General features: G+C 43.2%; 13 protein-coding genes and 1 pseudogene. 12 read left to right on the top strand and 2 right to left on the bottom strand.

Going from position 1 to position 20,877, the window contains the following annotated elements:
• Window positions 1-7 precede the first annotated feature (7 nt).
• Complete coding sequence (gene uvrA / locus ACRWSG_RS11225) at window positions 8-2,827, bottom strand: excinuclease ABC subunit UvrA (protein ID WP_462166299.1); 2,820 nt, start codon at window positions 2,825-2,827, stop codon at window positions 8-10.
• A gap of 162 nt (window positions 2,828-2,989) precedes the next feature.
• Between uvrA and ACRWSG_RS11230 the strand changes: the two genes are divergently transcribed.
• From ACRWSG_RS11230 to ACRWSG_RS11240, 3 genes are all read left to right on the top strand, one after another.
• Window positions 2,990-4,357 (top strand): MFS transporter, encoded by a 1,368-nt coding sequence (locus tag ACRWSG_RS11230; RefSeq protein WP_235377830.1) that lies wholly within the window; start codon window positions 2,990-2,992, stop codon window positions 4,355-4,357.
• Window positions 4,358-4,377: 20 nt separating this feature from the next.
• Window positions 4,378-5,070: a single-stranded DNA-binding protein gene (ssb, locus tag ACRWSG_RS11235; RefSeq protein WP_054552791.1), complete on the top strand. Its 693-nt coding sequence runs from the start codon at window positions 4,378-4,380 to the stop codon at window positions 5,068-5,070.
• A gap of 326 nt (window positions 5,071-5,396) precedes the next feature.
• Window positions 5,397-7,049 (top strand): EAL domain-containing protein, encoded by a 1,653-nt coding sequence (locus ACRWSG_RS11240; protein WP_462166301.1) that lies wholly within the window; start codon window positions 5,397-5,399, stop codon window positions 7,047-7,049.
• Here ACRWSG_RS11240 and ACRWSG_RS11245 read toward each other — a convergent pair.
• On the bottom strand, window positions 7,046-7,912 hold the full coding sequence (locus tag ACRWSG_RS11245) for a 1-aminocyclopropane-1-carboxylate deaminase/D-cysteine desulfhydrase (RefSeq protein WP_462166933.1): 867 nt from the start codon (window positions 7,910-7,912) through the stop codon (window positions 7,046-7,048). The two genes, ACRWSG_RS11240 and ACRWSG_RS11245, sit on opposite strands and share 4 nt — an antisense overlap.
• A gap of 270 nt (window positions 7,913-8,182) precedes the next feature.
• Between ACRWSG_RS11245 and ACRWSG_RS11250 the strand changes: the two genes are divergently transcribed.
• The 9 genes and pseudogenes from ACRWSG_RS11250 (at window position 8,183) to tldD (ending at window position 20,856) form a co-directional block, all read left to right on the top strand.
• Entirely contained in the window at window positions 8,183-10,210 is a 2,028-nt protein-coding gene (locus tag ACRWSG_RS11250; protein WP_138599266.1) for an SUMF1/EgtB/PvdO family nonheme iron enzyme, read from the top strand.
• Window positions 10,211-10,342: 132 nt separating this feature from the next.
• Entirely contained in the window at window positions 10,343-11,386 is a 1,044-nt protein-coding gene (locus tag ACRWSG_RS11255) for a rod shape-determining protein (protein ID WP_054552787.1), read from the top strand.
• Window positions 11,386-12,228, top strand: a complete 843-nt coding sequence (mreC, locus tag ACRWSG_RS11260; protein WP_462166303.1) for a rod shape-determining protein MreC — start codon at window positions 11,386-11,388, stop codon at window positions 12,226-12,228. The genes ACRWSG_RS11255 and mreC overlap by 1 nt, the downstream gene beginning before the upstream one ends.
• Window positions 12,221-12,700: a rod shape-determining protein MreD gene (gene mreD / locus ACRWSG_RS11265; RefSeq protein ID WP_054552785.1), complete on the top strand. Its 480-nt coding sequence runs from the start codon at window positions 12,221-12,223 to the stop codon at window positions 12,698-12,700. The genes mreC and mreD overlap by 8 nt, the downstream gene beginning before the upstream one ends.
• Entirely contained in the window at window positions 12,700-13,269 is a 570-nt protein-coding gene (locus ACRWSG_RS11270; RefSeq protein WP_138616160.1) for a Maf family protein, read from the top strand. The genes mreD and ACRWSG_RS11270 overlap by 1 nt, the downstream gene beginning before the upstream one ends.
• 1 nt (window position 13,270) lies before the next feature.
• Window positions 13,271-14,743 (top strand): ribonuclease G, encoded by a 1,473-nt coding sequence (gene rng / locus ACRWSG_RS11275; protein ID WP_138616162.1) that lies wholly within the window; start codon window positions 13,271-13,273, stop codon window positions 14,741-14,743.
• The gene (locus tag ACRWSG_RS11280) at window positions 14,743-18,600 is read left to right on the top strand and encodes a YhdP family protein (RefSeq protein WP_199530280.1); all 3,858 of its coding nucleotides are present in this window, start codon (window positions 14,743-14,745) and stop codon (window positions 18,598-18,600) included. The genes rng and ACRWSG_RS11280 overlap by 1 nt, the downstream gene beginning before the upstream one ends.
• Complete coding sequence (locus ACRWSG_RS11285) at window positions 18,590-19,420, top strand: carbon-nitrogen hydrolase family protein (RefSeq protein ID WP_462166305.1); 831 nt, start codon at window positions 18,590-18,592, stop codon at window positions 19,418-19,420. Before ACRWSG_RS11280 ends, ACRWSG_RS11285 begins: the two co-directional genes overlap by 11 nt.
• Window positions 19,417-20,856, top strand: a pseudogene (tldD, locus tag ACRWSG_RS11290) (metalloprotease TldD). The gene ACRWSG_RS11285 and the pseudogene tldD overlap by 4 nt, the downstream one beginning before the upstream one ends.
• The last annotated feature ends 21 nt before the right edge of the window (window positions 20,857-20,877 follow it).

The following is a 20,877-nucleotide window of genomic DNA, read 5'->3' on the forward strand; positions in this document are numbered from 1 at the left end:
ATCCTTTTTATAGTAATGGTTTTAAGTACCTTCCAGTGTGTGAACGCTCACAATCGGCAACGTCTTCAGGTGTACCAGAAATTAAAATTTCACCACCGCCTGAGCCGCCTTCAGGGCCTAAATCGACAATCCAGTCTGCGGTTTTGATCACATCAAGGTTATGCTCGATAACAACAATGGTATTACCGTGATCGCGTAAGCGGTGAAGCACGACTAATAATTGCTGAATATCAGCAAAGTGTAAACCCGTAGTTGGTTCATCAAGGATATATAAGGTTTTACCTGTATCGCGTTTTGAAAGTTCGCGAGCTAGTTTTACACGCTGTGCTTCACCACCTGAGAGGGTAGTAGCAGCTTGACCTAAGCGAATATACGACAAGCCTACATCCATTAGGGTTTGCAGTTTACGTGCAATAGCCGGAATTTTATCAAAATAGTCACGGGCATCTTCTACGGTCATTTCGAGTACTTGGTGAATGTTTTTACCTTTGTACTGTACTTCGAGGGTTTCACGGTTGTAGCGCTGACCTTTACATACATCACAAGGTACATACACATCAGGTAAAAAGTGCATTTCTACCTTGATCACACCATCGCCTTGGCAAGCCTCACAACGGCCACCTTTAACGTTAAAGCTAAAACGGCCCACTTTATAGCCACGTGAACGGGCTTCTTGAGTACCCGCAAATAGCTCTCGAATACCGGTGAAAATACCGGTGTAAGTTGCTGGGTTTGAGCGCGGAGTACGGCCAATTGGGCTTTGGTCAATATCAATCACTTTATCAAAATGCTCTAGACCCTTGATTGACTTATACGGTGCCGCCTCTGCGGTCGTTGCGCCATTTAACTCGGTATGAGCCAGTTTAAATAAAGTGTCGTTGATAAGTGTCGATTTACCTGAGCCTGATACACCTGTGATACAGGTCATTAAGCCAAATGGAATACGTAAATCAACGTTCTTTAAGTTGTTACCTGTGGCACCAAATAACTCAAGCCATTTGTCGGTAGTTTGATGGCGAGCCGCCGGTACTTCGATTTTCTTTTCGCCAGAGAGGTACTGACCCGTGATTGAATCTTTGCTAGCTAGAATATCGTCATGGGTACCTTGTGCAATAACATGGTCGCCATGAACACCGGCACCCGGGCCGATATCGATAATATGATCCGCAGCGCGAATGGCATCTTCGTCATGTTCAACCACAATAACGGTGTTGCCTAAATCGCGTAAGTGAATAAGGGTTTTTAGTAGGCGGTCGTTATCGCGTTGGTGCAAACCAATTGATGGTTCATCCAGTACGTACATAACACCAACAAGGCCTGCACCAATTTGGCTTGCCAAACGAATACGCTGAGCCTCACCACCAGAAAGGGTATCGGCACTTCGCTCAAGTGATAAATAATTAAGGCCGACATTGATTAAGAAAGATAAACGGTCGCGAATTTCTTTGAGAATTTTTTCGGCAATTTGTGCGCGCTGACCAGTTAGATTCAAGCCATCAAAAAATGCCATGCTTTCACCAATACTCATTGTGGTGATAGCTGGCAAGTTTGTTTGACCTATAAATACATGGCGAGCTTCTTCACGTAGTCGCGAGCCATGACAGCTCGGACACGCTTGGCTTGTTTGGTATTTAGCAAGCTCTTCGCGCACTGAGTTTGACTCGGTTTCACGGTAGCGGCGATTCATATTATTTAAAACGCCTTCAAACTCATGGTTACGCGTAATTAAGTCGCCACGGTCGTTACGATAGTTAAAGGCAATTTTAGTTTTGCCAGAACCTTCAAGAATTACCTTTTTGGCCTCTTTACTAAGCTCTTGGAAAGGCACTTCTAGGTCAAACTTATAATGCTCTGCGACAGCTTGCAGCATTTGGAAGTAATAAAAGCTGCGTTTGTCCCAGCCTTTAATTGCACCGCCCGATAAACTTAGCTCTGGATTTTGTACAACACGGTTTGGATCAAAATACTGACGCACACCTAAACCATCACAGCTTTGACACGCACCTGCCGGGTTATTAAACGAGAATAAACGCGGCTCAAGTTCACTCATAGCGTAGCCACACGTTGGGCAGGCAAAATTAGCAGAAAACAGCATGTCTTCGCTGAGTGAATCGTCCATTGCCGCTACATGGGCAATACCACCTGATAGCTCAAGGGCTGTTTCGAATGATTCAGCTAAACGCTGTTGTTGGCCATCTTTAACTTTAAAACGGTCAACCACGACCTCGATAGTATGCTTTTTATGAAGCTCAAGGGTCGGAGGATCTGATAAGTCACAGACTTCGCCATCGATACGGGCGCGAATGAAGCCTTGACTTGCGAGTTGCTCAAGCAGCTTAACGTGCTCACCTTTACGATCTTTTACCACTGGCGCTAATAGCATTAGCTTACTTCCTTCAGGAAGCGCTAAAACCGTATCGACCATTTGGCTGATCGTTTGTGCTGCAAGCGGTAAATCGTGAGTAGGGCAGCGAGGCTCACCTACACGGGCAAATAATAAACGTAGGTAATCGTAAATCTCGGTAATTGTACCGACCGTTGAACGCGGGTTATGCGACGTTGATTTCTGCTCGATAGAGATAGCCGGCGATAAGCCTTCGATGTGATCGACATCGGGTTTTTCCATTAGTGATAAGAACTGTCGCGCATACGCTGACAGTGACTCAACATAACGACGTTGCCCTTCTGCATACAAAGTATCAAACGCTAAAGACGATTTCCCTGAACCAGATAGGCCAGTGATAACTATCAGCTTATCACGGGGAATGGTTAGGCTGATGTCTTTTAAATTGTGCGTACGGGCGCCTCGGACTTCAATGTTTTCCATGCTATCTCGTTTTATTACCTAATTATTTTTTCAGTATCTCATAATACGCGATAAGATTAATCCTTGATCAAAGAAAAAATCATCACTTACAGGTGATTATTTAGTTTTCGCTTGTGGTAGAATCCACGCTCAAATTTTAATAGACAGCAGAATCAGTAATTCATGACAGCATCTTCACTCAACTCTCGAGAAAAACGCGCTGCCGTTTCGTTGGCGAGCGTCTTTGCATTCCGTATGCTTGGCCTATTTATGCTGATGCCAGTATTGGCTATCTATGGGCAGCAATTAGAAGGGTTTTCGCCGCTTTGGATTGGCTTTGCTATTGGTGCTTATGGTTTAACGCAAGCCGTGCTGCAAATCCCTATGGGTTGGTTGTCTGATAAAATTGGTCGTAAAAAAGTGATTATTGGTGGCCTTTGTGTGTTTGCACTTGGCTCTGTAATTGCGGCAACCGCTGAGTCTGTGCAAATGGTTACGCTTGGGCGTGCACTTCAAGGCATGGGGGCGATTGCCAGTGCCTTATTGGCGCTTGCTTCTGATTTAAGCCGTGATGAACAACGTCCGAAAGTTATGGCCGTGATTGGTATGTGTATTGGTATGAGCTTTGCCGTTGCTATGCTACTAGGGCCTATTGTTGCTGCATCGTGGGGAGTTGCTGGGGTATTTTGGCTTACCGCAGGACTGGCCATTTTAGGTATTTTAATTGTGTTTTTTTTGGTGCCTAATGCTGTCAATAAGGCGCCAAAAGGTGACACACTTGCTACGCTTGATGATATTAAGCAACTGATTAAACACCCACAATTAGCACGCCTCGATTTTGGCGTAATGCTGCTTCATCTTACATTAACTACCGTATTTGTAGCCTTACCAGGCCAACTGATAAAAGACGGCTTAGTCGCAGACCATCATTGGTATTTATATATCCCTGTGCTGTTTTTAGCGTTTTTCTTGATGGCACCAATGATGATTGTGGCGATCCGTAAAGAAAAAGAAAAACAAGCCTTTATTGGCTCAATCGCACTGCTTGTTTTAAGTATGCTCGCGATGTCGTTATGGGTTGATTCGGTGATTGGCATCGGTATTTGTATGTTGGTTTACTTTATTGCTTTTAATTTTTTAGAAGCAACCATGCCTGCACTGGTTTCGCGTATTGCCCCAGCAAACCAGAAAGGTTCTGCGATGGGAGTATTTTCATCTACGCAGTTTTTTGGTGCCTTTTTAGGTGGTTTATTAGGGGGTTACGTTGCTCAAGCATTAAGTGCGCAAGCAGTGTTTGCGGCGGCGGCACTTGTTGGGGTAATATGGCTTATCCTTGCTTGGAATATGCAAGTCCCACCAAGAAGTAAAATAATTAGCTTAATGACTGAATTAAGTTCAGAGCAGCAGGCACAAGCGCTTGCTTCTCGTCTTGTTGCTTTACCGGGCGTAATTGAAGCAACGGTTGTCTGTGATGAAAATCGCAGCTATTTAAAGATTAATGATAAAGAATTTGACCTAGACCAAGCACGCAAAGTGGCTGGTTTAATCTAACGTTTTATAGGAGAAGTTCCATGGCACGCGGTGTGAACAAAGTTATCTTGGTTGGTAATTTAGGCCAAGATCCAGAAGTACGTTATATGCCTAATGGCAATGGCGTAGCGAATATCAGCATTGCTACGACAGATAGCTGGAAAGATAAAAACACAGGGCAAATGCAAGAGCGTACTGAATGGCACCGTGTCGTGTTATTTGGCAAACTAGCAGAAGTTGCTGGTGAATACCTTCGTAAAGGTTCACAAGTGTACATCGAAGGTCGTTTACAAACGCGTAAATGGACTGATCAATCAGGCCAAGAAAAATACACTACAGAAATCGTGGTAGACATGGGCGGTCAAATGCAAATGTTAGGCGGTCGTGGTGAGCAGCAAGGTGGTGGCGGTGGCTATCAAGGTGGTCAATCACAAGGCGGTTACCAAGGTGGTCAGCAACAAGGTGGCGGTTACGGCGGTGGTGCACAGCAATCACAAAGCAATAACAGCTATGCTCCACAGCAACAGTCTGCGCCAGCACAGCAGCAACAGCGTCCACAACAGCAGTCTGCACCGCAGCAGAGCAATAACCAATATGGTGGCGGTTATGGTCAGCAGCAAAACAATGCACCTCAACAAGGTGGTTTTGCTCCTAAGCCTCAAAATGCCCCACAAGGCGGCGCATCAAATCCAATGGAACCACCAATCGACTTTGATGACGATATCCCGTTCTAATTCACAATATAATTAGATTGTAGAGTTAATTTTTAAAACCCAGCTTAGTTGCTGGGTTTTTTATTTACGCAATACTTCGTAATCACTACTTTTGTTTGGGTTGTGTTGATTACAAAATAATTCTCATTAACTGTTTTTGCTAGGTGTTTAAAATTACAAAACTTTTGACAGCGCTGGTTATAGGATATTTCTGATATTGCTTTAAATCGCCCCGCAGCCTTGTATTTATAGGGTTCTTGAACAACACTTTGTGTATGTTTAAGCAACTAACCTGTGAAATGAAACGAGACTTAACTTCACGAATAAAGCAACCGGAGGCCATCTACGTGGCGGCCGCATTTTTGCTGTTAGTTGTTTTTAATATTTTTTTAAGTGATGTGTTACACGACAAAGTGCACCGAACAGGCACTGAACTAGCCAAGCAGGTGTATGAGCTGAACCTTGATCCGGTTGTGTCGCAAGATATCATTGCCACATTAGTTAAAAGCCAAGGCTTTGCAATGAATGCTAGCGACGTTCCGCAAAACTTTGCGAATTTCATCGATCTTGAGCAGGAGATTTTTAGCTATAAGACCGTTAATTTACGCTTATTTCATTGGCCTTCATGGTTAGTTGAAAGTCACTTATTTATATTTTTAAATTTAATATTGCTTGGTACTGGGTATTGGGGTTTCCGTTGGTGGAAAAAAATGTTCAAGCAATTAGAAACCTTAGAGCAGCCACAAATACAAAGCCAAGAGCAGCAAGTGGTTGAGGCACCGCCAAAGCAGTTAACATCTCCAAAACCATTAGCGCACCAAGATTTGAATATTTTATATGGTGTGCCAACTAATTATAATCATTTGTTTGCACTATTTTTTTGGAAAAGCCCGTTTCCTGCTAACCTTGATATCGATAACTACTTTAAATTAGTGATTGCTAAAGGCTTTGGTGAGCTTGTAAATCGCTCTGTTAAATTACTGCCTTCTGGCGGTATCGCTGTCACCTTAAATAATGTACCTGCCACTGAAATTGATAAATACACGAAGCGACTACATCAAGTTATCTATCAAGCTTGTTTAAATTACCGTCGTGATTTGTCTCGCGCTGATATAAAAATTGGTGTGTGTAATTACCGCACAGGGGCTGATCAGGCAGTGGTTTATCAGCTTACTAAATCGGCATTAGCACTGGCGAAACAAAACGCTTGGCAGCATATTCATCGCTTACCTTTTGGTCACACGCAGTCAAACATGCTGGCTGATAGCAAAGAACATCTTTTTGAGTATATAAAGAAAAAACACTTTATGTTGTTTTTTCAGCCGTTATTTGACTTGCAAACGGGCGATATTTTGCAGCATGAGGCATTGATCCGTATTCGACACAAAAGCTTAGGTTTGCTTGCTGCTAGGCACTTTATTCCACACATGAGTAGTAAAAAAGATGTTTTACTGTTAGATAAAACCGTAATTTTACAAGTAAAAAAGATGTTGTTGAGTGAGTCTGGTAGCTTAAAGGTAAGTATTAACTTGCATGCGATGAACTGGTTCAATGATGAGTTTTGGGATTGGTTAAATCAGCAGACAGATGACTTTAAGTGTATCGACAGGTTGCAATTTGAACTCAGCGAAGATGATTATTTAAAACAGCATAAAAAGCTTAGTACACAGTTCGAGTGTTTAGAAAAACTCTCGGCAGGTATAGTTATTGATAATGTACGCAGCAGTGAGCACCTAGCGACCTACAAAGGCATTAATAACATTTGTAGTATTAAGCTAGCTTTAGAGCTAATTCATAATATAGACACAAGTGCTCAGCAACAAAAAATTGTTAAGCAAATAATTACTAAAGGAGCAGAGCTAAACTTTCCTGTCTATGCAGTTGGAGTAGAAACACAGAACGAACTTGCGACCTTAAAAAACTTAGGTGTTATTGCCGCGCAAGGCTTTTACTTTGCCGAGCCATTACAAAAGCTGGCGGATATTACGCCCTATAGTTAGCTTATGAGGCCTCGGTACTTGAGGCCATTTAACCCTTGTAGCCCACCTGTATGGACTGCAATGATGTGCGAACCTTTAGCAAAGTAGCCTTGCTCTATAAGTTGCCATACAGCAAAGAGCATTTTACCGCTGTAAATTGGCTCAAGTGGAATAGTGTGTTGCTTGCTAAAAGCTTGGCAAAATTGCCACAAGTTATCGCTAAACTTTCCGTAGCCACCATCATGAAAGTCGCAAAGCAGCTGCCAGTTTTGTTGCTGATTTGCTTTATTACTTAGCTGCTTTATCTCATCAATTAAGTAGTGCGCTTGTTTCAGTACTGCGACACCTAACAGCTTTGTGTGCTGCGGTGCGCCTTCAATTAACCCCGCCAATGTACCGCCACTGCCAGTAGGACAAACAATCACATCAGAACTTGGTAGGCTCTGTGCTAACTCTTTGCAACCTAAAAGCGCAGCTGCGTTGGTGCCGCCTTCTGGCAGTATGTAGGCATTAGGAAATTGTGCTTGCAATTGTGCTAGGTAAGTTTGGTCGTGCCTTAACCGGTAAGTAATTCGATTTACTGGGTGTAAGCTCATACCGCATTGCTTTGCGTAGTTAAGTGTTGGATTTGCTTCGTCTAGTTCAGGGCCGCGAATAATACCGTGGGTTTTAAAACCAAATAGTTTACCCGCAGTTGCTGTGGCATGAATATGGTTTGAAAATGCACCACCAAAAGTGAGTAGTTCAGATTTCTTCTGTTGCTGCATGGCTTGCAAGTTAAATTTTAGCTTACGCCATTTGTTGCCACTAATTTGCGGGTGAATAAGATCATCACGCTTGATGCTGAGCTGAACTTTACGTGCCGCTAATAAGGGGTGATGAATTGTTTGTACTGGTGATTCAAAAGAACTATTCACGGTATCATTTTTAGTAAATAAACACGCCCAATTGTAGCAAAGTCGTCTTAGAGATAGAAATTAGTCAATTAAACCAAAATGATTTTGTTATTTACTGGCATCAACTAAGGTAATAGAGGTAAACTGAGATAATAATTGAACAAAGCTTGTGTTTTGCCTTGCAAGTACATAGCATAAGAGTTTAATTATAAAAAATAATAATGACCAAATAATTGCCGCTTTTTGGGAATGGAATATATGCGAATTGCTCCTTTATCTCTGTTAATTTCAGTTAGTTTGCTAGCGACAAGTGCATTTGCACAAGATACAGCTACGGTAACTGGCATTGAATCAGAGATCAGTAAAAAACAAGCCGAATACGATAACTCGACCCTAATCCTCGAAAAACACCTAAAAGAAGAAAGTCAGTTACAAAAACAACTCGAATTATTGCGCGCCCGCTCAACTGAGCTAGACAAAGAAAAAAACCAAGCGCTAGATGCAATGAACGAGATGTATCGCCGACTGATTGATGACCCAACCCTTGATATCAGCAATGCGCAGTCGCGTTACCAAAAAGCTGTGGTTGATCATAAACAAAACAAAGATGATATTTCGATGCAATTGGCGGCAATTGCTTCGCATAGAAAAGATATCGAGCAAATTCGTGTATCTAAGCACACTCAACTGAATACCTTAGAAAGCTTAAAAGAGCAATTAGCAACAGCACGTGTTGAGCGTTTACGTAACGAGTTTACACGTGAAGGCACGCTAGAAGTTAATCATACGATTAACTGTAAGCGTACCGAAACGCTTGCTGCCTGTGAGCAGCGCGGCCAACAAATGGGTTTACAAAAAGCCACTAAACGTTTTGTAGACCAGATTTTTGCTAACTTAACAGAAGAGCGTTTAGTTGAACCGAAACGTAACCTTGCCGGTGCACAGGTTAAGATTTTAAGTAGCCATGTCGTGAACAGTGCTTTTAGTGGTCAAGGTAACTACAACGTTAATTTAAGCGTGACCATGCGCGGTGATGTAAACAGCAGTCGTTTATGTAGCCTACTTAATTTAGACAATCGTTTTTGTGCAGATTATGGCACGCCTTTGGCCGGTAATTATCAAGCAAATTACGACGCAACGTATTCAGATAGTCAGTTAACATTCAGTAACTCTCAGGATAATAATCAAGTGGTCTCTGTATCACGTTTTAATGAGCAACCTGTAAGCGATTATTCTGTAAAAAAGCCAATTAAGGTTGAACCATTACCTGATCAAAATAAATCTAAAATGGTTGAATTAACACTGCGTTCAAATGTTTATGATGACGAAGTGTTTATTGATGGTGTGAGCTATGGTGCAACTAGGTTAACGACATCATTACCAAAAGGTTTTCATGATATTGAAATTCGCAAACGTGGCTACAAAAGCTATAAAGCGCGAATTGATCTGCGTAAAGCACAAACCATTAATGCAAACCTAGTTAAAGTGCCTGAGCCAGTTGTTGCTGAAGTGACAGCGGCACCAGAGCAACCTGTAACAGCACCTGTTGCAAGTATTGTTAATAAAACCAGTTCTGCCAGCATTGTAGTTATTCCTGCTGGTAAATTTAAGATGGGTGATATTAACGGCAATGGGTTAGCGAATGAGCGCCCAGTGGTAGAAAAAACCATTGCTAACTCATTTGCAATGCAAAGCAAAGAAGTAAGCGTTGGTGAGTATGAGCAATTCGTTGCGAATACCGGCTATAAAACAGAAGCAGAAAAAGATCGCGGCTGTGCATATTACTTAAATGGTGAACCAGTTTGGGAAGCAACTCTAAACTGGCGCAATCCGGGTTTTGATCAAGAAAGCGATTTCCCGGCGGTTTGTTTAACTTACAACGATGCCAAAGCGTATGCAGATTGGTTATCGGGTCAAACAGGCCAGTTATTTCGTTTACCAAACGAGGTTGAGTGGGAATACGCTGCACGTGCAGGTAAAGAAACTGAATACCCTTGGGGTAACGAAATTGGTAAAAATTTAGCGAACTGTGGCTGGTGTGGAAGCGAATGGTCAAACAGGAGCGCAGCACCAACAGGGTCGTTTTCTCCTAACGCATTCGGCCTATACGATACAGTAGGTAATGTGTGGGAATGGACAAACAAAAAGTCAGGGCAGTCTGATGTGGCTGTTCGAGGTGGTGCATGGAATTTTGCTCCAAGCCTAGCACGCGTTTCAACGCGCTTAATCTTAGCGCCAGATTTTCGTGCAAACTATATCGGTTTCCGTTTAGTACGCGAACGATAAGAATTTAAAAAGGAAGCAATGGATGCTTCCTTTTTTAGCAATTTAATTAAAGCAGTTGCGCTTTTTCATGATTAGCATGATAGAGTGAGAGCAGCTAGTATAAGAACGAATTTTCAAAGGTCATCCAGCCTCATGTTTAAAAAACTCCGTGGTATTTTTTCAAACGATCTATCGATCGACTTGGGTACAGCCAATACCCTAATTTACGTAAAAGAAGAAGGTATTGTATTAAACGAGCCTTCAGTTGTTGCTATTCGTCAAGAGCGTGCTGGTGGCCCTAAGAGCGTAGCATCTGTAGGTACCGAAGCTAAGCAAATGTTAGGTCGTACACCGGGTAACATTAAAGCAATTCGTCCAATGAAAGACGGTGTCATTGCTGACTTCTACGTGACTGAAAAAATGCTACAACACTTTATCAAGCAAGTGCATAACAACAACTTTATGCGCCCAAGCCCGCGTGTTCTTATCTGTGTGCCTTGTGGTGCAACACAAGTAGAAAAACGTGCGATTCGTGAGTCGGCTATGGGTGCCGGTGCTCGTGAAGTTTATCTAATCGAAGAGCCAATGGCTGCGGCTATCGGTGCTGGCCTACCAGTGTCTGAAGCAACCGGTTCAATGGTTGTTGATATCGGTGGTGGTACAACTGAAGTTGCCATTATTTCATTAAATGGTGTGGTTTACTCTTCATCTGTACGCATCGGTGGTGACAAGTTTGATGAAGCTATCATTAACTATGTACGTCGTAACTTTGGTAGCTTAATTGGTGAAGCAACTGCCGAAAACATCAAACACCAAATCGGTTCGGCTTTCAAAACAGATGAGCCAATTGAAATTGAAGTACGTGGTCGCAACCTAGCGGAAGGTGTGCCGCGTTCATTCACCCTTAACTCACACGAAATCTTAGAAGCACTACAAGAGCCATTAATGGGTATTGTAAGCGCGGTAATGGTTGCTCTTGAGCAATCTCCACCAGAGCTTGCATCTGATATCTCTGCTCACGGTATGGTATTAACCGGTGGTGGTGCATTATTAAAGGATCTAGACCGTTTATTAATGGAAGAAACTGGTATCCCAGTTGTGGTTGCTGATGATCCATTAACCTGTGTTGCACGTGGCGGCGGTAAGGCACTAGAAATGATTGATATGCACGGTGGTGACGTATTTAGCTACGACTAATGAAGTTACTTTTTGGTCGTACCATCTCTTTGCAACTGCGGCTTTTTGTCGCAGTGCTTTTGAGTGTCGTGCTGATCGTGGGCGATCGCTACACGCAAGGTGGTACAACAATCCGCACCAGCCTAAACACTCTCGTTAGCCCACTCATTTACCTTGCCAACTTGCCCTATGAGCTATTTAGTATTGGCGCGAAGAATCTGCATACCCGCGAACAGCTTTTAACCGAAAACGAAGCATTAAAAAAGAAGCAGTTACTACAAAGCGAACAACTACAACAACTGCAATTTCTATCTCGTGAAAACGATAAATTACGTGCTTTACTCGGTTCATCGGCTAAGCAATCAAACCGTAAAATTATTGCACAAGTCCTCTCTGTTCACTCAAATCCGTATAGCCACCAAGTGGTTATTAACCGAGGTACAACCGATGACCTAAGCGAAGGCCAAGCTGTGATTGACGAAATGGGTGTAGTGGGGCAAATCACTCAAGTGGGGTCAACTACTTCGCGCGTACTGCTGATGACAGATACAACTCATGCCACACCTGTGCGTATTTTACGTAACGATGTGCGTACCGTGGTTGAGGGCATTGGTAAAATTAACGTGGTAAAGCTTTCGCATGTACCGCATAGCCTTGATGTTCGCATTGGCGATATTTTGGTTACGTCTGGTCTTGGTGGTACCTTCCCAGAGGGTTATCCGGTTGCCGTGGTGACCGAAATTAACCGCGATGAAGGGCGTCCTTTTGCGCAAGTTTATGCTGAGCCAATTGCACAACTTGACCGTATTCGCTTATTGGTTGTGCTGTGGCGTAATCAGCAGGAGAGCATCAGCAATGAATAGTCGTCACTCTTTGCTGATTGCTATCAGTATCTTTTTTGCATTGGTAATGGCACTAATGCCGTTACCAATTTCGTTTGAGCCATACCGCCCAGACTGGGTGTTGATGGTATTAATGTATTGGTCGTTAGCGGTGCCGCACCGTCTAAATATTGGTACAGCCTGGGTCGTTGGTTTATTAATGGACCTTGCATCAGGTTCGCCACTCGGTGTGAACTCACTGACTTATTCGGTGTGTATATTTATCACTGCGAGTAACTTCCAAAAAATTAGAAACTTTTCTTTATGGCAGCAAAGCATTTTAATTGCTTTGTTTTTAACGCTTTACCACCTCATGCAATTTTGGCTTAACCACTTTTTAATGGGTGTTTATTTTAGCCCGCATTATATGTGGCCAGTGCTAACCGGCATGCTTTGTTGGTGGTGGATATTCTTAATTTTGCGTAAATATCGCCGTCATTTCAGGATTAGATAATGCAAACCGCAATTTATTTGGCGTCTGCATCACCGCGCCGAAAAGAGTTGCTCAGCCAACTTGGCGTTGAGTTTTCTCAATTTAGCGTTGATGCTGATGAAAGCCAATTCCCAAACGAAGCCCCGCGTGACTATGTAGAGCGCCTAGCCAAACTCAAAGCACAATCGGGCGTTGCTATGGGTTACACCGACCGCCCAGTACTTGGCAGCGATACCGTGGTTGTCATTGATGATACCGCACTTGGTAAGCCGCTAGACCAAGCTGATTTTACCGCCACCATGAAGCGCTTATCTGGCCGTACCCATCAAGTGATGACGGCTGTGGCAATTGCTGATAGTGAGCAAGTAAAAAGCTGCCTTGTTGTCACCGATGTTACATTTAAACCACTCAGCGATGCGGAAATTGATGCCTACTGGCATAGTGGTGAGCCGCAAGATAAAGCCGGTGGTTATGGCATTCAAGGCTTAGGTGGCCGCTTTGTGAGTCATCTTTCGGGTAGCTATTTTGCGGTTGTCGGCTTACCTTTATATGAGACAGAGCAGTTATTAAACGAATTTTTAAGAGGGTAACATGAGCACCGAATTACTGATCAACGTTACACCGAGCGAAAGTCGCGTTGCGCTTATCGAAAATGGCGTACTGCAAGAAATCCAATTAGAGCGAATTGGCAACCTTGGGATCGTGGGCAATATTTACCTAGGTAAAATCAGCCGCGTACTACCGGGTATGCAGGCTGCGTTTGTCGATATTGGCTTAGAGAAAGCCGCCTTTTTACATGCATCAGACATTGTAAACAGTGCCTCAATTGTAGAAGGCGTTGACGAACAGCCAATCAAAAAAGTACAAGATATTCGAGAGCTTGTGCGCCAAGGTCAACATATCATGGTGCAAGTGGTTAAAGACCCGCTAGGTACCAAGGGCGCGCGCTTAACAACCGATATCACGATTCCTTCTCGTTATTTAGTGTTTATGCCAGATGCAACACATGTAGGTGTAAGCCAGCGTATTGAAACCGAAGAAGAACGTTCGCGTTTAAAGAAAATTGTTGCTGAATATGGTGATGATGACGGCAGCTTTATTGTTCGTACCGCAGCAGAAGGTGCATCTGAAGCAGAGCTACGTCACGATGCGGAATTTTTAAAAAAGCTGTGGCAAAAAATCGTCACTAAGCGCAAAAAAACCAGTAAAGAAAGTATCTTGCATGAAGACTTAACACTGGCTTTTCGTACTCTACGTGACTACGTAGGTGAAGACATGGAGCGTATTCGTGTTGACTCAAAACTAACCTATCAAGAGCTTAAAGAATTTACTGAAGAATTTGTGCCGCTGTTATCGGGAGCATTAGAATACTACCCGGGTGAGCGACCTATTTTCGATTTATTCGATGTTGAAACCGAGATCCAAAAAGCACTACATCGTAAAGTTGAGCTTAAATCGGGAGGTTATTTAATTATCGACCAAACCGAAGCGATGACAACCGTTGATGTAAATACCGGTGCGTTTGTTGGCCATCGTAACCTCGAAGAGACCATTTTTAATACTAATATCGAAGCAACCTCAGCGATTGCTCGTCAGCTACGTTTACGTAATTTAGGCGGCATCATTATCATCGACTTTATCGATATGATTAGTGATGAGCACAAACGCCGAGTATTGCATTCACTTGAATCTGCGCTTGCAAAAGATCGTGCAAAAGCCAACATAAATGGCTTATCTGCACTAGGCTTAGTAGAGATGACCCGCAAACGCACCCGCGAAAGCTTGGAGCACATTCTTTGTGATGTGTGTCCAGCGTGTTCAGGGCGCGGCTCGCAAAAAACGGTCGAAACGGTTTGCTACGAAATCTTGCGTGAAATCGTGAGGGTAAACCGTGCCTATGCAGCTGATAAGTTCATGGTTTACGCATCGCCTTCGGTAAGTGAAGCATTGATCAATGATGAGTATCACAACCTTGCTGAGCTGGAACTATTTATTGGTAAGCAAGTCAGTATTCAAACAGAGAGTTTATACAACCAAGAACAGTTTGATGTGGTAATGATGTAATGAAGGCAAAAACGGTCTGCTTTTATTGTTTACGTAAGTTATGGCAAGTATTTGCTATTACTCTCGTACTGCTGGCCGTTATTGTCTCTGTGGTAAAGTACTCACTGCCATACGCGAATGACTATAAAGATGACATTGAAGCGTTTTTGTATGAACGTTTTGATGTAAATTTAGCGATTGGCTCAATCTCAGCCAGTTGGCAGGGGAAAGGACCTGCTTTAGTTATCGAAGATATTTCCTTTGAAGATAACCAAACCTCACCCATTGCACTCACCATTGATAAAGCGAGCCTTGAAGTTAACTTATGGGAATCTATAAAAACCCGTCAGCTTAAATCGAGCTACTTTGTGATCAATGGTTTTCATGCTGATGTCGATTTACCAACGATGCTTGATTTAGGCACTAATCAACAATCAGGTAACTTTGAGCAAAAAGAACTTATTGAAGGTTTGTTTCTTGGTGAAACAGGGCACTTTGCAGTGCAAGATAGTAGCCTTAACTTTATCCTCAATGATGGTAAAGAGCGTAAGCTCATTCTTGAAAACATTGTCTGGCAAAATACCCCTGAGCAACATCAAGGCTCAGGTACATTAGCGCTACCAGGAATTTCTGTTGGTAGCTTTGACGCCCGTATGGCATTGAATGGGTCGACCCTCGAAACCATGGCAGGTGATATCTATGTGCAAGCGGCGAACGTTGATGTATCTAAATGGCTGGCACAATATATTAATACCGACAAGCAGCAGCTTAATTCAGACATCAACTTACAAACTTGGTTTAGCCTTGATAAAGGCCTGATCAGCGATGTAAAAGTGCAGTGGCTACCGAGTTTTATCAACTGGCAACAAAACCAAGAAGCGCATCAAATTAGTTTAAGCGAAGGTGGTTTTCATTTATTTCCAAAGCAAGGTGGCTGGCGCTTAAAAAGCACCGGACTTACCTTTGAAAGCGATTTAAAACAATGGCCAACCTTACAATTTGAAGCTCAGCTTGGCGATAAAAATCAAATTTGGTTAAAGCAATTTGATTTTGCATTGCTGGCCAAGTTATCGCAGTTAAGTAACTTTGAAGTACTTGCCCCGTTTTTAGCTCGTCAACCCAATGGTCAGTTAAGTGATGCCTACCTTGAGTTAGGTCAGCAGGATAACTGGCAACTTTGGTTTCAGGGCGAACAAATTAATTGGCTGTCGCTGCAAGGTGTTCCGGGTGGGCAAGCTATCCGCGTTAATGGCTTAATTAATCAATCAGCTGGGCGAATTCAGCTTTATGGCGAGAATAATCAACTATTAACAAACGGCAGCTTTAGCCAAGATATTGCCTATAACCAATTAAATGTAGAACTAGACCTTCATCATTATGATGATGGCTGGCGCATTAGTAGCGATAATATTTGGCTTGATAACGACGAAGTAACTGTGGCTGCTGAGATGATGCTCAGCCTGACTGATGAACCGCGGTTAGATTTATATGCTGAAGCCTATGCCCCTGATGCCAAAGTCGCTGGGCATTATTTTCCGTTACCTGTCATGAGCAAAAGCCTTGTTAGCTACCTCAATGGAGCCATTAAAGGTGGCGAAGTAAATAAAGCGCAAGTGTTGTTCTCAGGGCCATTTAAAGGGTTTCCGTTCAAAGAGCAGCAAGGTCAATTTGAAGTGTTAGCGAATGTTGAAAACGCGAACTATAAGTTTTCACCAAGCTGGCCAGAAGTTGAAGATGCCAACGTCATTTTACATTTCGAAAATGAGCGCATGGATATCTATAGCAAGTCGGGCAAGCTGGTTAATCTAGTCCTTGGCGATAGCGTGCATGTCAGTATTGCCGATTTAATGAATGCAGATGTCTTAAAAGTTGCTATTAATAAACGCGCCCATGGCGATAAGCTTAATCCCTTCTTTTCTGCGACTCCGTTAGCAAAACCGTTAGCTGATGTATTTGAGGTAGTTCAAGCGAAAGGGGAAGCGCAGGCTGAAATTGAATTATTAGTAGATCTAGAATCTGGTCATGTTGATGCGATTGGTGAAGTTGAGTTAGCTAATATTCCGATTTACCTTGCACAGCCTGGGATCACACTTAATCACATGACCGGTATTGTTAAGTTTAACAACGATAAAATCGACTTAAAAAATGCCAAAGCAGATTGGATGGGTATGCCGCTCACTGCAAGTTATAACAGTGAAAGTGTGGCTGATAACTATCGCGCTGAAATTGCTATAAAGTTAGCGCTTGAAGCTGAGCCTTTAATTGAACAGGCCCATGGTTTACTGGCCGGTTACTTAAGCGGCCAAAGTGATGTAGATATTAATGTGTCGCTTAACTTTTTACCGAATGACTTTAATTACCGCGCCGATGTGAGTGGTAATTTAATCGGTGTGACTAGCCAACTACCTGCACCTTATAACAAAGGCGCAGAGCAGAAATGGCCATTAACTGCAGTGGTACAGGGCGACCGTATTTCTAATTTGATCACCGCAAATGTTGATGAGCAGTTATTTTTTAATGCGATTTTAGATAATGGCGAAAAGAAATTTAGTAATGCCCATTTAATTTTAGGTGCACAAGATTTAGGTTTGAACCGTGAAGGTTTTGCGGTATCTATTGATTTACCAGAAACCGAAATAGTGCCTTGGTTTGGCTTAATTGATCAAATTATTGCGCTTACCAAAGTTAAGTCAGATGCGCCAAGTGTGATGCCTGCATTCAACAACGTAACGGGCAAATTTAATAAACTGGCACTACACAATATCGACTTTAATGATTTTGAATTTCGCTTAGCGCCAAAACAATCAGATTTAGAGTTAAAGCTAAATGCTAAAGAATTACGTGCCGATGCACTGATCCCAACCGGTGAAACACGCAGACCAATTCAAATTTTTACTGACTATCTGCGTATTAATTTTAACGAAGTTGCAGAGCAAACAGAGCAAAGCACTGAACCTGAAGATTTAAGCTGGTTAACCCGAGTCCCAGCCATCGAGTTTAACTGTGAAGATTGTAAAGTCGCTGAGTATCAGCTCGATAAAATTAAAAGCAGCTTAGTTGGGGAGAACGATAAACTTTTGTTTACTGAGCTGGTCATCGACAAAGGCGATCACGTATTGCGCGGTAAAGGGCAATTTGCCGATGGGCAAACACGCTTTAGTGGTAACTTACAAAGTGACGATATTGGTGCGCTATTTGATGAGTTTGATATCACTACTACAGTAAAAGACTCTGACGCCAATATTAAGTTTGATCTTGCTTGGCAAGGCGCACCTTATAGCTTTGATGTACCAAGTTTAGCCGGTGAGTTAGATTGGCGTTTAGGTGAAGGACACCTTGCTGAGATCAGTGATGGTGGTGCGCGAGTATTCTCATTACTGAGTTTAGACTCGTTAGTGCGTAAGCTGAAACTGGACTTTAGAGATGTATTCTCCAAAGGCTTTTTCTATAACAGCATGCAAGGCACGATGCAGCTAGAAAAGGGCATTGCTTACACTCAAGATACCAAACTTGATGGTGTGCCTGCTGATTTAACGATTAAAGGCCATACAAACTTAAATACCTTTGAAATTGATTACGATCTAGCGGTTGCGCCGCAGGTAACGTCGAGTATTCCAGTGATTGTGGCATGGATGGTTAATCCGGTAAGTGGTCTTGCTGCGTTGGCAATCGACAAAGTGATTCACTCAGCGCGGGTGATCTCAGAGATCAACTTTAAAGTAACAGGCAGTATGAACGACCCTGTTGTCGAAGAAGTTGATCGTAAGAGCCGTGAAGTGACGTTACCGCAAGCCGCGCAAAGCCAGCCGCAGTCGTCGACGCAACTAAAATTAAAAGATGCCGCATCTTCAGCGAGTTTAGATAATAATGAAGGCTAATCCTCACCCACAGGTTGTTGCAGTACAAATGTGCTCAAGTATGAATGCTGAGCAAAATCTCGCTTTTTTAGCAGAGACATTGAATCAGTTACCTGCAACTCGGTCATTGCTAGTGTGTTTACCCGAAAGTTTTTTGATCTTTAGTAAGCAAAGCCAAGCAAGCTATCAATTAGGTCACCAAAGTGAGGCATATAAAGCGCAACTTGCCGATTTATGCAAGCAACATGATATTTGGTTAGCCGCTGGCACCCTGCCTGTTTCGCAGCAAAATGGTAAGTATTTAGCCGCCTCGTTTTTATTTAACAACCAAGGCGATGTGGTTGCGCAGTACAATAAAATTCATTTATTTGATGTAGATGTAGCCGACACTACCCGCAGTTACCGAGAGTCTGATGCGACGCAAGCAGGCAATGATATTGTGGTGGTCGACTCGCCATTTGGTAAAATTGGCTTAGCAGTATGTTATGATCTACGTTTTAGTGGCTTATTCACCGCCATGCAGCGCCAAGGGGCTGAGCTTATTTTAGTGCCCAGTGCCTTTACCACAGTCACCGGCGCTGCTCATTGGCATATTTTATTAGCTGCGCGGGCAATCGAAACACAATGCTATGTGGTTGCCGCAGCGCAGTGGGGCGAGCATGAAAATGGCCGCCACACATATGGCCACAGCATTATTATTTCACCATGGGGAGAAACGCTCAGTGAGCTTGCCTCTGGTACCGGGTTTATCAGCCATGAGCTTGATTTAAACCGCTTGAATACAATTCGCCAAGACATGCCTGTGCAGTCTCAGCAACGATTTAGAGAGCATTTATTATGAACACGGTTGAACAGCATTTATTACATGACAGCCAATTAACAAGAGAAGAATTAGAAAAAACGCTCGCTTTTATTCATCAGCACCAAGTTGACTATGCCGACCTGTATTTTCAATCGAGCCATCACGAATCTTGGGTGCTTGAAGACGGTTTAGTAAAAGAAGGCTCATACAACGTTGAGCGTGGTGTGGGTGTGCGTGCTGTTAGCGGTGAAAAAACCGGTTTTTCATACTCAGATGCGATTAACCTTGAAGCGTTAAACAAAGCAGCAACGGCTGCGCGTAGCATTGCCAATGCTGGCGAAAACAAAACAATTCAGGTGTTCAGTGATGTAGCTGCTAAAGAGCAGTATGCGCCGCATCAGCCAATTCAAAGCATGAGCAACGATGACAAAGTAAGCCTGCTACGTGAACTTGAAAACTATATTCGTCAATTAGCACCGGATGCTGAGCAAGTTATCAGCTCAATGTCGGCGGTTTATGAAGAAGTGTTAATTGCTGCAAGTGATGGCACCTTTGCCACCGATATTCGTCCGCTTATTCGCTTAAACTGCTCAGTGTTACTGGAGAAGAACGGCCGCCGTGAGCGCGGTGGTGCAGGGGGCGGTGCGCGTTTAGATTATGGCTATTTTAAAGAATTAGTCGATGGCAAACCGCGCTGGATGGAATACGCTGAAGAAGCTGTTCGCCAAGCAAAAGTAAACCTTGAAGCAATCGATGCACCTGCCGGTAGCATGGAAGTTGTGCTAGGCGCAGGTTGGCCGGGTGTGTTACTACACGAAGCGGTAGGCCATGGCCTAGAAGGTGACTTTAACCGTAAAGGCGCATCGGCGTTTAGCGGTAAAGTAGGTCAAAAGGTGGCATCTGAGCTGTGTACAGTCGTGGATGATGGCACCATTGCTGATCGCCGTGGTTCATTGAACGTGGATGACGAAGGGACACCAGCTGCGTATAACGTGCTTATTGAAAACGGTATTCTAAAAGGCTACATGCAAGATAAGCTCAATGCCCGTTTGATGGGAGTTAACCCTACTGGTAACGCACGCCGTGAATCATATGCTCATTTACCTATGCCGCGTATGACCAACACCTATATGTTAGGTGGCGAGCACAGCCAAGCTGATATCATCAGCTCAGTGAAAAAAGGTATCTTCGCGCCTAACTTTGGTGGCGATTAAGTGGATATTACGTCAGGTAAGTTTGTATTTAGTGCCTCTGAAGCCTACTTAATTGAAAACGGTAAAATCACGCAACCTATCAAAGGCGCAACACTGATTGGCAATGGCCCAGAAGTGATGCAGCAAATTTCGATGGTAGGCAACGACTTAGCGCTTGATAAAGGCGTTGGCGTATGTGGCAAAGATGGCCAAAGCGTACCTGTTGGTGTGGGTCAACCAAGCCTTAAAATTGATAACCTAACTGTGGGTGGTACGGCTTAATAATCCTCAATAATAGTTAAA

Source organism: Pseudoalteromonas sp. GB43 (assembly GCF_054923805.1).

Coding starts and splice junctions, on each gene's coding strand:
- uvrA (WP_462166299.1), bottom strand. CDS start 2,827: ATGGAAAACATTGAAGTCCGAGGCGCCCGTACGCACAATTTAAAAGAC.
- ACRWSG_RS11230 (WP_235377830.1), top strand. CDS start 2,990: ATGACAGCATCTTCACTCAACTCTCGAGAAAAACGCGCTGCCGTTTCG.
- ssb (WP_054552791.1), top strand. CDS start 4,378: ATGGCACGCGGTGTGAACAAAGTTATCTTGGTTGGTAATTTAGGCCAA.
- ACRWSG_RS11250 (WP_138599266.1), top strand. CDS start 8,183: ATGCGAATTGCTCCTTTATCTCTGTTAATTTCAGTTAGTTTGCTAGCG.
- ACRWSG_RS11255 (WP_054552787.1), top strand. CDS start 10,343: ATGTTTAAAAAACTCCGTGGTATTTTTTCAAACGATCTATCGATCGAC.
- mreC (WP_462166303.1), top strand. CDS start 11,386: ATGAAGTTACTTTTTGGTCGTACCATCTCTTTGCAACTGCGGCTTTTT.
- mreD (WP_054552785.1), top strand. CDS start 12,221: ATGAATAGTCGTCACTCTTTGCTGATTGCTATCAGTATCTTTTTTGCA.
- ACRWSG_RS11270 (WP_138616160.1), top strand. CDS start 12,700: ATGCAAACCGCAATTTATTTGGCGTCTGCATCACCGCGCCGAAAAGAG.
- rng (WP_138616162.1), top strand. CDS start 13,271: ATGAGCACCGAATTACTGATCAACGTTACACCGAGCGAAAGTCGCGTT.
- ACRWSG_RS11280 (WP_199530280.1), top strand. CDS start 14,743: ATGAAGGCAAAAACGGTCTGCTTTTATTGTTTACGTAAGTTATGGCAA.
- ACRWSG_RS11285 (WP_462166305.1), top strand. CDS start 18,590: ATGAAGGCTAATCCTCACCCACAGGTTGTTGCAGTACAAATGTGCTCA.